At 53.8% G+C, this 13,604-nt stretch carries 12 protein-coding genes and 2 pseudogenes; 10 read left to right on the top strand and 4 right to left on the bottom strand.

Annotated features, from left to right (window positions below; translation table 11 throughout):
• Positions 1-82 precede the first annotated feature (82 nt).
• From D4100_RS01060 to D4100_RS01050, 4 genes and pseudogenes are all read left to right on the top strand, one after another.
• A complete protein-coding gene (locus tag D4100_RS01060; protein ID WP_244941622.1) occupies positions 83-343 on the top strand; it encodes a hypothetical protein in 261 nt (86 codons plus the stop codon).
• A gap of 253 nt (positions 344-596) precedes the next feature.
• A complete protein-coding gene (locus D4100_RS25530; RefSeq protein WP_147417732.1) occupies positions 597-2,288 on the top strand; it encodes a hypothetical protein in 1,692 nt (563 codons plus the stop codon).
• A 226-nt stretch (positions 2,289-2,514) separates the two neighbouring features.
• Positions 2,515-2,640, top strand: a pseudogene (locus D4100_RS01055) (peptidase S11); the annotation flags it as partial.
• Positions 2,641-2,785: 145 nt separating this feature from the next.
• Positions 2,786-3,772 carry an LLM class flavin-dependent oxidoreductase gene (locus D4100_RS01050; RefSeq protein ID WP_006319637.1) on the top strand — a complete coding sequence of 329 codons (987 nt, stop codon included), beginning with the start codon at positions 2,786-2,788 and terminating at the stop codon, positions 3,770-3,772.
• A gap of 69 nt (positions 3,773-3,841) precedes the next feature.
• On the opposite strand, the gene D4100_RS01045 is transcribed toward D4100_RS01050, so the two are convergent.
• Positions 3,842-5,146, bottom strand: coding sequence for an aminotransferase class I/II-fold pyridoxal phosphate-dependent enzyme (locus D4100_RS01045; protein WP_119802630.1), 1,305 nt, complete (start codon positions 5,144-5,146; stop codon positions 3,842-3,844).
• A 68-nt stretch (positions 5,147-5,214) separates the two neighbouring features.
• Here D4100_RS01045 and D4100_RS01040 point away from each other — a divergent pair, with 68 nt between their 5' ends.
• The 3 genes and pseudogenes from D4100_RS01040 (at position 5,215) to pdxY (ending at position 7,022) form a co-directional block, all read left to right on the top strand.
• Positions 5,215-5,469, top strand: a complete 255-nt coding sequence (locus D4100_RS01040) for a hypothetical protein (RefSeq protein WP_119802628.1) — start codon at positions 5,215-5,217, stop codon at positions 5,467-5,469.
• Positions 5,466-6,182: pseudogene (locus D4100_RS01035) on the top strand (glutamine amidotransferase). The gene D4100_RS01040 and the pseudogene D4100_RS01035 overlap by 4 nt, the downstream one beginning before the upstream one ends.
• On the top strand, positions 6,183-7,022 hold the full coding sequence (pdxY, locus tag D4100_RS01030) for a pyridoxal kinase (protein ID WP_119802626.1): 840 nt from the start codon (positions 6,183-6,185) through the stop codon (positions 7,020-7,022).
• A 44-nt stretch (positions 7,023-7,066) separates the two neighbouring features.
• On the opposite strand, the gene D4100_RS01025 is transcribed toward pdxY, so the two are convergent.
• From D4100_RS01025 to olsF, 3 genes are all read right to left on the bottom strand, one after another.
• Complete coding sequence (locus D4100_RS01025; RefSeq protein WP_006319632.1) at positions 7,067-7,780, bottom strand: flagellar brake protein; 714 nt, start codon at positions 7,778-7,780, stop codon at positions 7,067-7,069.
• A gap of 72 nt (positions 7,781-7,852) precedes the next feature.
• On the bottom strand, positions 7,853-8,635 hold the full coding sequence (locus D4100_RS01020; protein WP_006319631.1) for an N-formylglutamate amidohydrolase: 783 nt from the start codon (positions 8,633-8,635) through the stop codon (positions 7,853-7,855).
• A gap of 97 nt (positions 8,636-8,732) precedes the next feature.
• Positions 8,733-10,454, bottom strand: coding sequence for an ornithine lipid synthase OlsF (gene olsF, locus D4100_RS01015; RefSeq protein WP_006319630.1), 1,722 nt, complete (start codon positions 10,452-10,454; stop codon positions 8,733-8,735).
• A gap of 361 nt (positions 10,455-10,815) precedes the next feature.
• Between olsF and ogt the strand changes: the two genes are divergently transcribed.
• From ogt to uspE, 3 genes are all read left to right on the top strand, one after another.
• Entirely contained in the window at positions 10,816-11,340 is a 525-nt protein-coding gene (gene ogt / locus D4100_RS01010) for a methylated-DNA--[protein]-cysteine S-methyltransferase (protein ID WP_004944976.1), read from the top strand.
• A gap of 376 nt (positions 11,341-11,716) precedes the next feature.
• A complete protein-coding gene (locus D4100_RS01005; RefSeq protein ID WP_006319629.1) occupies positions 11,717-12,481 on the top strand; it encodes an FNR family transcription factor in 765 nt (254 codons plus the stop codon).
• A 126-nt stretch (positions 12,482-12,607) separates the two neighbouring features.
• Positions 12,608-13,570, top strand: a complete 963-nt coding sequence (uspE, locus tag D4100_RS01000; RefSeq protein WP_006319628.1) for a universal stress protein UspE — start codon at positions 12,608-12,610, stop codon at positions 13,568-13,570.
• Positions 13,571-13,604: the final 34 nt, after the last annotated feature.

Genomic DNA, 13,604 nt, shown 5'->3' with positions numbered 1-13,604 from the left:
CCTTCACCCTATTTTCTCCACATTTGCTGTGCAGACTCTTGCTGATATTTTTTAGACGTTTAGGGTAAGAGCCTCGTTTGTCATGTCATTCCTGAATTGTGTTTTCCCTTTTTCCCTGCGGTGTTTTCATGCCGTTATCGCCCTCGGCCTGCTGTTGGTACTCTCTCCGGCGCAAGCCGCAGCCCCGCTGGTATTGCACTCAAAAGCGGTGCTGGTCGTCAATCAGCGCACCGGCAAAACGCTGTTCCAGAGACAGGCCAATCGCGCATTACCCATCGCTTCGCTGACCAAGCTGATTTTAAGCTGGATTAAGCTAAGAAATGCCCCAATAAAAAAGTATTGATGACCAGTCGTTAAAGAACCGGCAAATCATCCCACTAGCACGATCGCATATCGTTTACCGCCCAGATAACAACGCTGAGCACTCCGATGGCGAATTCACGCGTATGCAGGTATGAGCAACCTTTCGGGCTGAGAGTAATGGAGCCCATAAATGCACTCTGTATATCTGATTGGAGAAGCATGATCTATCCACCTTGACACTGTTTAAATATACAGTATAACTAAAAATGCAAAACAACAAAGGAGAATGATTTATGGCATCTTTAAGTACTGACGATAACCTCCGTGACGATTTGTCCTCTACCGCTTCTGGCAAGGGGGCATCGTTAGTTGCCCTAGAACAGGGTGGAAATGTTCAACAAAGCATTAATATCGTTATACCTGAATGGTATGGTGCGAAAGGAAATGGCCAGGATGATGATAGCATTGCATTCAACCAGGCTGCGAATACCGGTAAGAACTTGTATTTAACTCCAGGTAAAACTTATCTTTTAACATCACCTTGCATCCTACCGTTTATTACAAACTATGAGAATGGAGAGCGTAGATCTATTTATGGAAACGGTGCAAAATTAAAAACAACAGGTGCATACAGCCCTTTTAACCAATACACAAATGGAACCAATTCTTCTTTAAGCGCTGTCGTTTATGGATGGAATTTTTTCGATATTTCAATTGAAGGATTTGCCAATAAAGACTCATCTTATAATGCCGTAAATGGAGCTCATGGTATATCATATGGTTTCGGAAAAGCTTATAACATTAACGGATTTGGTTTGTGTAATGTCATAAGAGCATATGGCGAAACACTCACCAGAGATTTATATGGGGATGAATTACGCAACGCTCTATATTCTTGCTACCCGTACCCTAAAGATGTATCAAGAGGAAATAACAAGTTATTCAACGCCTCTGTAAACTGGTGTTCAGGAGATGGTCTTATCCTTAAAGGAAATGACATTCATGTTGATGGTTTCTATTATAAATATGCTGGATGCATTACAGCTAACAACACGGATGGAAGTAATGCAGTACGAGGAGTCGCTATTTCCGCAGGTGCAGACGGAGTGCCTGCCTCATCTATTGTGATTAACAATATTGCCGGGGAGTTTTATGGTTCCGGCTCGCTAAACATAAACGCTTCAAATGTGACGATTTCTGGCGGAATAAATTTGGGCAGTTACTACAAAGATAATTTCAAAGCAGACCTTAGTTCAGCGGCCATATGGCTTAATGTGACTAATGCTGTGATTGGCGATATAAAATGCGAGAATATCTTCACCGGACTCGGCATTAACCCGGGGTGTTCTGATTTTTATATAAGCTCATTCTCTGCCAGAAGCAAGTATAACGTTAGCAATCATCCATTTTTCTCAATCGGTGATTCAGCAGATACAAAAATAACACGTGGTTATATTGGAAATATAAACCTTTTTGGTGAAAGCGCAATAAACAATGATGTTTATATAAATACTGCTGGAGTTACTATTGATTCAATTTACATATCCCAGATGAACAATCAAGATGGGGGGAGTTCAGTAACAATTGCAAAATCCGCGACAATTAATAACATTTCGCTTATATCCACCTCATCAGCCGTGACTAACAATATTTTAAATTTTTTAGCACCAGCCAGAGTGCAAAACATATACATTGAAAGGGTGTTTGGCACAGCCATTACTGTTGCAAATGATATTGCACCAAAGCTAGACCGTATATCTCTGGTAAACAAGCAAGGAACAAAACCACCAATTGTCATAAATGGCACTGGCTCTATAAGCCTTCAATGGGGCAATGTAACGATATCTGGCCCATCGTTAGCAAACCCAAGGATATCTGGCTCACTTACTATGGAAGGATACTCAGGAAATGACTGGAAACGAAATGTAGAAACAGTATCAGGTGTTGTTTCGTATCCGACAAAAGACACATTCACACTAACTTAACTCTTATAGATACTTGATAGAATGAAGCAGCAAGAATAAGGCTGCTTCATTAATAAACCCTTATTCAATATAATTTAAAGTCTCATAGCAATTGTTGATTTTTTTAAAATTTTTATGATTGCGACTCAAAAGTACCCGGTAGTTCTTGCATACAGTTATCGGAAGCCGTTGATGCGGCGATCGCTTTCAACTTCAGCACACTCTACAAATAGCCGGGGTCCATCCCGGTCACTGTCTGGTGATGAGAACCCTGATTAAGGGGCAGCCGGTAGTGATAATTCTGCTGGGAGCCCAGCAGCGTTATGGCCACTACGCCGATGCGCTGCGTCTGAAAACCTGGCTGGAGTCCTGAGTGCTTGCGTAGCCTGGCTTAAACCGCGCTGCGCATATCTAAATCCGTTTTTTATCAATGGAATATCCTATCCCGAATCAGTATTAAGCTCCTGGCGACCCACATGGTATTGATCATAAATAATTGATGATAAAGGAGCGGGAAAATGGCTTATGCCTTAAGCGTGTTGGATAAAAGTCCGATTGCCGAAGGAGAAAGCGCCGCCCAGGCGCTGACGCGTACGCTGCATCTGGCGCAGCAGGCGGAAATCTGGGGCTATCGCCGTTTCTGGCTGGCGGAGCATCACAACACCCCGCAGCTCGCCTGCCCTTCGCCCGAAGTGTTGATCGCCTATTTACTCGGGCAAACCTCGCGTATTCGCATCGGTTCAGGCGGCGTAATGCTGCAACATTACAGCGCTTATAAGGTTGCGGAAAACTTCAACCTGCTGGCAACGCTCGCACCGGGCCGGGTGGATCTGGGCGTGGGGAAAGCTCCCGGCGGGCTGCCGCTCTCTACCCAGGCGTTGCAGGCCGCGCACGACCAGCAGAATAAGCCGGATTTTCCGCAGCAGTTGGCCCAGCTCAATGCTTATCTGAATGACGATGCGCAACCTGGCCTGAGCGCCACTCCGCAGCCTGAGCAATCCGCTCAACGTTTTCTGCTGGGCGCCAGCAGCGAAAGCGCTCAACTGGCCGCCGAGCACGGCTGGGCCTTTGTTTTTGCCGCCCAGCTCAATGGCAATCCGGATGATATTCAGCGGGCGCTGGCGCACTATTCCGCGCAAAGCGGCGGCCGCAAAGCCCTGCTGGCGGTAGCGGCGATCGTCGCGGACACGGCCGCGCAGGCCAAAGAGCTGGCGGCCGGGATCCAGCAATACCGCGTGCATGTGGCCGGCGGGCAGAGCGTGACGGTGGGCAGCCTGGAACAGGCGGAGAGTTTTGTGCAGCAGGCCGGCGCCACCGATTACCGCATCGAACCGCGCGAAAACCACATTCTGCTCGGCACTGCACAGCAGGTGCGCCGGCAGTTGGACCAACTGCACCAGCTCTATGGCGTGGAAGAGTTCGTTATTGATACACCGGTCAGCCAACCCGCAGCGCGCCTGGCCTCTTTGCAACTGTTGGCGCAGGAGAGCCTGGCGTTGGTTTGATCGGGGAACCGGGGCCATAAGCGTTAAATCGGCATTGACCCTTGGCCATACCGATTTAATGCCTTGTCTTCAGTTAACCAGGGTACCGGCAACCATCGCCACCGCCAAATCCTGCGCCAGCCGCTCCCGTTCTTCCGCAAGCAGGTTGGCCAGGCTGATGCGGACAGCCGGGCCACTTTTCAGTCGGAACGGCTCGCCGCTTTGCACCAGCCAGCCGCGCTGCGCCATGATTTGGCTGGCTGCGGCTTCAGAACGCACCGGCAACCAGATATGCACGCCTTCCCCCTGTGGCAACGACGTGCCGGCCAGAGCGCCCAATTGCGCTGCCAGCGCATCGCGCCGCGCCTGATAGGTTTCCTGCGCCCGTAATAGCAAGCCATCGCCCTGCACCTGCGTCCATAATTTGACGGCAATCTGCTGCAAGATATGGCTAACCCAGCGCTCACGGATGTATTGATCGGCACGCATCGCTTGCAATAACGGCGGTGCACCACAGGCCAACGCAATGCGCAGATCCGGGCTGAGGAACTTGCTCAGTGACAACACATACAGACCGTTGTCGGCACCGCAGGGTAAATGCAGCGGCTGCTGCGACAGCGGCCCCCAGAAATCATCGACAATCGCCAGGCAGCCGGGCTGTTGCGCCAGGAACTCACGCCAACACTTGGCACGGGCAGCACTGAGCGACATGCCGGTCGGGTTCTGCGCGCGTGGCGTGAGGATCACTGCGCAACCCAGCGTTGCGGCATCCTTCTCCGGCAGTTGGCACCCTTGTTCATCTATCGCCAGCGGCAGCGGTTTCAGGCGCAGATGCCGCAGCAACGTCAACAACGGCGGCCAACAAGGATCTTCCACCCATACCGCCGCCCCCGGTGCCGCATGGCAGCGCAGCGCCTTTTCAATCGCATCCAGCGCGCCGGAAAACACCGCCGGTTCGCCCAACTCTGCACCTTGCTCGCTGAGCCACTTGCTGCCCAGCGCGCATAATGCCGGTAAATCACCGCTGACGTCATAGCCATTCTGCTGCGGAAATACGTCATCCTTGCCCAGCGACAGCGCCGGTAACAGCGCCGCATCCAGATTGCCACTGGCCAAGTCGCACAGGCCTTCAGGCACCAGTCGTACGCTACGTACCGCCTTTAACGGCGGCTCCAGCACCTGAGTACCGGCGCGGCCACGAGTGGCCACCAACCCGGCATCCCGCAGCTTGGCATACGCACTGGCCACGGTATTGGGGTTCACCCCCAGCTCCCCGGCCAACTGACGCACCGGCGGCAACAGGTCACCCGGTTGCAAGTCGCCCCGCTTTATCTGCGCGCCGATCCGTTCAGCAATCTGGACAGCGCTGCCGCCTTTTGCATACAATGACCCCATACATAAAACCTTTTTGTATTAGTTCAAAGTAGTTTACCCGTTTCGAACGCAAAAGTTAAGGGGTCAAAATGGAAAAACATTACGTACTCGACATTCAGCATGCCGGCAAAGCCTTCGCTCGTTTGCAGATGTTCACGCCCTGGGCTGCCGACCACCTGCAACAGGCCCGCGCGCTATTTCCCGCAGCGCAGGGCTATCAATTACACATCAGCCAGGTCAAAGAGCGCCGGATTGTTTATCAGAGCGGTACCAACGGCATTACCGTGCTCGGCGATGCGCTGGAATTGGAGCCTTATCACGACGCCAGGGAAGTAGAGCAATGAAAAAAGTTGTCGCTATCAGGCATGTAAATTTTGAAAACCTCGGTATTCTGGGATCGCTGCTTTCACTGCGTGGCTATCAGATTGATTATTACGATGCCAGCCGTGACGATATCCGTGCCATCCATAATGAAGACACCGATTTGCTGGTGGTGCTCGGTGGGCCCATCAGCGCCGCTCAGCATTTTGCCGGGTAGCAACAGTATCCGTTTCTCAACGACGAATTGACGCTGGTAACCCAGCGGTTACAGCAACGTCGCCCCACGATCGGCATTTGCCTGGGGGCGCAGGTGATGGCTCAGGCTTTGGGAGCCGGCGTCGTCTCGCTGGGAGTGAAAGAGATCGGTTACGCGCCGCTGACGCTGGCGGAAAATGAAGACTCCGTATTGGCGCCGCTGGCAGCAACGCCGGTGCTGCACTGGCACGGGGATATGTTTACCCTGCCTGAGGGTGCAACCTGTCTGGCCAGCACCGAGGTTTGCCGTTATCAGGCGTTTGAATATCAGGGCTTCGCGCTGGGATTGCAGTTCCACCTGGAGGCCGACCATCGCGATATTGAACGCTGGCTGGTCGGTCACGCCTGTGAGCTGGAGTTGGCCGGCATTGCCCCGCAGCAATTGCGCGAGCAGGCCGCACGCCATGGCGCGGAATTGGCACAGCGTGCCCGCCAGGTGTTTGTGCGCTGGCTGGATAAAAACGAACAAAGGACGTGTTAGATGCAACAGACTTTTCAATTGCAACCGCCGCAAATTGATGTGATCAGCATTCAATCGCAGGTGGTGTATGGCAGCGTCGGCAATGGTATCGCCTATCGCACCCTGCTGAAAAAGGGGCTGGAAGCGCTGCAGGTACCCAGCGTGCTGTTCGGCTGCCCGCCCTATTACGGTGCCCCCAGCGGCGGCGTGATTTCCGCCGAATGGTTCAGCGGCTTTCTCGAAGATTTGATCGCTCGCGGCGTGATGAAACGCACCCGAGCGGTAATTGTCGGCTATCTGGGGGATGTCGGCCAATGTCATATTCTGGACACCTGGTTGCAGCGCGTTCGCGCTATCAATCCGCAGATAAAAATCTATATCGACCCGGTGATGGGCGATTACGGTGAAGGCGTGTATGTGGACCCGCGCATCGTCAATTACTACCGTTCGCCGTTCCTGCGCCTCGCCAACGGCCTGACGCCCAATGGGTTTGAACTGGAACAGCTTTGCGGACACAGCCTGGTTACGTGTGAACAGACGCTGCACGCCGCGCAGGCGCTGTTGAATGACACTACCGAGTGGGTGTTGGTGACCAGCGCGCCGGGCATAGCGGAAAACGACGATGAGCTTGGGTTATTGCTGGTCAGCCGCAATCAAGTGCAAAGCTATACCCACCCCAAAATCAAATCGAAGGTGAAAGGCACCGGCGACATGTTTACCGCGCTGCTGGTCAGCCATTTGCTGCACGGCAAAAGCCTCAACGACGCCATAGTTACCTCCGGTGGCGAAGTGTGTGACGTGTTGGCGGAAGCGGAACATTTCGGGTGGGAGGAGATTGGCAGCCTGCGTGCCTTGAGATAGAACAGAATCATCGAGGGGCAGCCCGCTGCCCCTGTTCGTCTGCTTCAGCGTTTCTTCTTTTTATTGAAATCCAATTCGAACGCAAACACCGCACTCTGTATTTTTCTTTCCATGGCCAGGCCGAGATTGATAAAGCGGCATGACAAACGCGAGAAATGCACCGGTTTGTCATCTTCGTCCAGCTCCTGATCTTCATTGATCACCATCAGCTCCATATTAACCTTGAAGCTGCCATAGCTGCCCAGATCCAACAGCGCCTTTTTGAACAGGATGCCCGGTTGAAGCTTGTCCGGTAACGGGCCATCGAAGCGCAAGCCCACACCGCCGGCAGAGAGATCGTGGATCCTTAACTGATATGCGGTGCCGTCAGCATATTCGCCGCTGCAGAGAAACTGACGCCAGTGTGGCGTGGTGACGCGGAACTGGCGACGACGCTGAATGTAAACCAGCTCTTTAGGCAGGCAGGTAGAACAGACTTGAACGCCCAGTTGGTCGGTAAATTTGGGTTGGCCGACGGTGAATTCGATCTTCGCGTCGTGGCTTTCAATCACGACGGTAAACTCGCCGTCCGCCACGCTATCCGCCTTGTCGCCGCTGAAGACGATATTGTCCGGCCCGACGCTCAATAACAGACTCTGAAACTGCTGCTGCTGGTTAACGACCCGCAGCGGTGTGCGTTGTTTACAAATTTCACGCAAAATCGCCAGAACTTCAAAACGCTCCCGTTTGATAAACAATCCGTTATCATTGTGCTCCACACGTCTCTCCTGACTCTTCCCGATGGCGATACTAATTCCTTGCAGTTATCATCACTGGGAATATTCCTAAAGTCAAATTTGCCAGCGATGCCAGGCCTGTGGGAGCAGTCTTGCGAAGCGTTTTGCCCAGGCCCGCTGGCCCGTTTCATCGGCGATCAGGTCCTGCCGGATCTCGATGCCAACGTAAGGTAACCGGCGCCGTTCCGCATGCACCGGCAAGGTGTAATCCGTCGCATCGGTCATCGCATAAGGTTCGTTGACCCCCACCTGCAAATCCCCTTCCTCCCGCAGCAACTCAGCCAGCAGGTGGGCAAACTCCGGTTGGCGGTTAAACAGCAACCCAACCTGCCAGGGACGCGAGTTACCCTTGAACACCGGCGTAAAACTGTGCATCGCGATAATGGCGGTCGGCTTTTCGCGCAGCTGCCGTTCGCCCAGCGTATCGTCAATGCTGTGATGATACGGCAGGAAAATTTCACGCTCGCGAGCCAACGCGTGCTCTGCATCAATGCCGATATTGCCGGGAACAGGCGTCAGTTCCGACAGATGCGGGATCGAACTGGCGATACCGGGCGCCCGGTTGCAGTCAATCACTAAACGTGAGTAACGCTGATGAATCAACGTGGCGTCCAGATGGCGACTAAGATGACGTGAAACCGCCAAGGCACCGATATCCCAACCGATATGACGGTCGATTTCACCGGGCGGCAGGCCCAGATCGCCCAAACGTTGCGGTATCGCCTGGCCGGCGTGATCGCACAGTAATAAAAAGGGTGCGGTGCCGTTGGGCGTTTCAACCGCAACGGCGGGAGGTTCCTCGGCAGATAGCAACTGCGGGACAAAGGACTGTGACATGCAAAACTCCTGGGTGGGATAAACCTTTATCCTAGCGCTATCCCACCGCAGGCCCCAAGCCGGGGCTTAGATCAAAAACGTATGAACGCGTGGCCGATCACTCTATGCAAGTTTCCTGCGGTTGATGAACTGCAATATAACGCTGGAAGCGCGACGGTTTAAGCCGGGTGAGATCAACCAATACCAGTCCGTCGATACAGTTGTTGAACGCCGGATCGGTGCCGAAATCAATAAACTGCACCCCGCCCGGCTCGCACAGCTCGGTATACTGTTTATACAAGGTGGGGATCGAGCAACCGATGTTGCTCAGCAGGCTTTTCAGCCGCACCAGATCTTCTTGATAATTATCGCCGGCAAACTGCGCCAGGACCTGCGGCAACGAAGCCGGATATGGCTGGCGCGACTGCGCCAGCGCGCTCCCCGGTGAGAAATACAGCCGGTAGAAGGCGATCAACAAATCGCGCGCCGCCACCGGCATACCGCCGGAGATGGAGACCGGCCCAAACAGATAGCGATACTGCGGGTATTTGGCCAGATAGGCGCCAATGCCCAACCACAGGTAATCCAGCCCACGCTTGCCCCAATAGGCCGGTTGGATAAAGCTGCGACCCAGTTCGATGCCCTGCGCCAGGATCGGTGCCATATCGCGGTCATAATGAAACAGGCTGTTGCTGTAGATACTTTCCAGGCCCTTGCGCTCCAGCTGCTCTGCGGTGGGAATAAAACGGTAAGCGCCGACAATTTCCAGCTCGTCCGCATCCCACAGCACCAGGTGATAATAGTCGTCGTCATAGCTGTCCAGATCGCGCCGACGGCCGGAGCCTTCGCCCACTGCGCGGAAAGCGATCTCGCGCAGGCGGCCTAACTCACGCAGAATGGGCGTACGTGCCTCATCCTGGCGGCGATACAAGTAAATGATTTTACCGTCCGGCGTTACGCCCAGTCGCTCGCAGTTTGCCAGCGCCTTCTTCAACTCCAGCCGATCCTCAGGCAGGGCGATGGCCGATTCGCTGGCGAACAGCCCTTCCTTGCCCTGGCCCAGACGATAAACGTGACGACGGAAGCGCTCGGCCAAATCTTTGGCACTGGTGTGGCCATCGTGCCAGTTGGCAAACGGAATGCGGCCGCCAACGCGGATTTTGATACGGCCGCCCTGCTGCTGGAACATTTCACGCACCAGCAACAAGGTGGATAAAGGACGGTAAACCAGCGAGGTGAAATAAAACAGGTTGCTGTTACGCGCGCTGATGTGGATCGGCACAATCGGTGCCCGCGCCTTGGCCGCCAGACGCAAGAAGCCGGTATGCCAGTGGCCGTCGCGAATGCCTTTCGGGCTCATGCGCGACACTTCACCGGCGGGGAACAGGATCAGCGCGCCCTGTTTATCGAGTTGCTCCTGCATGCCTTCGATTTGCTTGCGGCTGGTTTTATAGCCTACGTTGTCCACCGGCACGAACAGGCTGCGCAACGGTTCGATATAGGTCAGCAGTTGACTGGCTACCACTTTCACATCCGGCCGCACCGCCGCGACTGCACGCAGCAGCACCAACCCGTCCAGCGATCCGATCGGGTGGTTTGCCACCAGCACCACCGGCCCCTGGCTGGGAATATTTTCCAGATCACCGTCTACCAGTTCACAGCTGAGGTTGAAGTAGTCCACCACTTGCTCGATCAAATCCAGCCCCTTCAGGTGCGGATAATCGGCGGCAAACTGTTTGAATTCTTTTTCGAAGAGTAAAGTTCTCAGCAGGCTACGCTGCCAGGCCGGGGTATTGCGGTGTGGAAATGCATCTTGCAACAGAGAATCCAAGCTGAACATCGCGTTATCTCCTGGCTTAGTCGCTGCAAACTTATGCCAGCGCCATGACCCTAACATGTCAGTTACATGACAAAAAAATGAAATCCCTCGACCTATCAGGTATAGCAAATTATTGAAGATCAGGTGGCGATGGTTTTTCCATCACCGCCGGTGCCGCATTTTATGCCCCTGAAACCTGTACCTCTACCTCCGCAACGATGCCCAGGCAAAGCACCGAGGCACGCAACCATCGGATAAAAAGCGTCCCCTTGCGCCAACATGACTCCTGTGAGATCCCCCTCCATCTTCATGTCCGAAATCCGCCATCGCACCGCCGCATTTCGTGTAATAATCCCCCCATCAAACGAGAGGAGTAATCAAAATGCAGACCTTTTTTATTGATCGTATGGCGACCCCCGTTGGCGAGCTGGTGCTGATTGCCGACGAACAGGACCGCTTGCGCGCTATCGACTGGACCGAGCACGAAGTGCGCCTGATGAAACTGCTGAATACCCATTACCGCGCCGACCGTTTCCAATTGCAGGAAAAAGCCAACCCCGGCGGCCTGACCGACATCATGCAGCGCTATTTTGCCGGTGAGCTGGCGGTGATTGACAGCCTGCCAGTCATGACCGCAGGCACGGAGTTTCAGCGTACCGTCTGGCAGCAACTGCGCCGGATACCCTGCGGCGAGATCATTACCTATGGCGAATTGGCGAAACGCATCGGGCGCCCGACCGCCTCCCGCGCGGTGGGTATGGCCAATGGCTCCAATCCGATCAGCATCGTGGTGCCTTGCCACCGGGTGATTGGTTCGCAGGGGGCGTTGACCGGTTATGCCGGGGGCGTGCAACGCAAACAGTGGCTGTTGAAACACGAAGGCTATTTGCAGAACGATCTGCTTTAATTCACGTCGCCAGCCATATCGGCGCGCTTCTGCGCGGAGAAGGAAACGGGTTCAGCCGGAACGCATCAGGCAATATCACCAGGTTCCGGCCATAAATGCGCACCTCAGGATGGTAAACACCGATAGTGAAATAGTGCTTACCCTAAAAACCCTGCCTGACCCGAGGTTTCTGACGGTTACAGACGGCCGTCGGGCGGGCAAAGCATTTTCATAAGTTATGAGAAAATCAAAAGTATTCAGTCAACTACAGGATAATCAGCGGCATAACAGAACAAAATTCGCACACAATGCCCCTGTTCATGTTAATGCTACTCTTATCACCTGCGGCAAAAGATGTTAAAATTGACGCATATCAATTATTGAATGAGCGTAATCTATGATCCCGGAAAAACGCGTGATTCGTCGTATCCAGTCTGGTGGTTGTGCGATCCATTGTCAGGACTGCAGCATCAGCCAGCTGTGCATTCCTTTTACTCTTAATGCTCATGAGCTGGACCAGCTCGACAACATTATCGAAAGGAAAAAGCCTATCCAGAAGGGGCAGACCCTGTTTAAGGCCGGCGATGAACTGAAGTCGTTGTACGCTATCCGCTCCGGGACCATCAAAAGCTACACCATTACCGAACAGGGTGACGAACAAATCACCGGCTTCCATCTGGCAGGCGATCTGGTCGGTTTTGACGCCATTGGCGGCCTGAAGCATCCAAGCTTCGCTCAGGCGCTGGAAACCGCCATGGTCTGCGAGATCCCGTTTGAAACCCTGGACGACCTTTCCGGTAAAATGCCTAACCTGCGCCAGCAAATCATGCGTTTGATGAGCGGCGAGATTAAGGGCGACCAGGACATGATCCTGCTGCTGTCGAAGAAAAACGCCGAAGAGCGCCTGGCGGCATTCGTATACAACCTGTCGCGCCGCTTTGCGGAACGGGGCTTCTCACCGCGTGAGTTCCGCCTGACCATGACCCGTGGCGACATCGGCAACTATCTCGGCCTGACGGTTGAGACCATCAGCCGCCTGCTGGGCCGCTTCCAGAAAAGCGAAATCCTCAGCGTGAAGGGCAAGTACATCACCATCGAAAACGTCGACGCCCTGTCGGTGTTGGCCGGCACACCCCGCATCAACGTAGCCGTAAGCGCCTGATCCCATACCAGGTCAATAATTCCGCAGAATTATTGACCTGGCACATCTCCACCGCTGTTCTGTTATTCAATGTTGGGTTACTCTGTAAATTAACAGACTGTTGATTTTCAGCTGTAAGGAGGCCCTATGGCGAAGTATCAGAATCTTCTGGTGGCTATTGACCCCAATCAGGACGATCAGCCGGCGCTGCGTCGGGCGGTTTACCTGGTCAAACGGAACGGCGGGCGTATCAAAGCCTTCCTTCCTATCTATGACTTCTCTTACGAGATGACGACCCTGCTCTCCCCCGACGAACGGACGGCGATGCGGCAAGGCGTTATCAGCCAACGCGCCGCGTGGATTAACGAGCAATGCCGTTTTTACCTCGACGAAGGCGTTCCTATTGAAATCAAAGTGGTCTGGCATAACCGCCCTTTCGAGGCAATTATCCAGGAAGTGATCACCGCCAAGCATGATTTACTGCTGAAAATGGCACATCAGCACGACCGGCTGGAATCGGTCATTTTCACGCCGACCGACTGGCACCTGTTACGCAAATGTCCGTGCCCGGTGTGGATGGTCAAAGATCAACCCTGGCCGGAAGGCGGCAAAGCGGTGGTCGCCGTCAATCTGGCCAGCGAAGAACCCTACCACGATCCGCTGAACATCAGGCTGGTGCAGGAAACCGTCGAACTGGCGCAAAACGTCAACCAGACGGAAGTGCATCTGGTCGGGGCCTACCCTGTTACCCCCATCAATATCGCCATCGAACTGCCTGATTTTGATCCCAGCGTCTATAACGACGCCATTCGCGGACAGCATCTGATCGCCATGAAGGCATTAAGGCAGAAGTTCTGTATTAACGAAGAGTTCACCCATGTTGAAAAAGGCCTGCCGGAAGAGGTGATCCCGGACTTGGCCGAACACTTGCAGGCTGGCGTGGTGGTGTTGGGGACATTAGGCCGCACCGGTATCTCGGCGGCGTTTATCGGCAACACGGCAGAACATGTGATCGACCATCTGAAATGTGACCTGCTGGTGATTAAGCCGGATAACTTCAACTGCCCGATCGAAGTCGATGAAGACGATGAGCACGACGACGAGGACTGATCTTCGGGCATAAAAAAACACGGGCCAATTAAGG

This window comes from Serratia inhibens (assembly GCF_003591175.1).
Lineage (GTDB): Bacteria > Pseudomonadota > Gammaproteobacteria > Enterobacterales > Enterobacteriaceae > Serratia > Serratia inhibens.
Note: the sequence above shows the minus strand (reverse complement) of the source record. Positions and strands in the feature narration are given on the sequence as shown.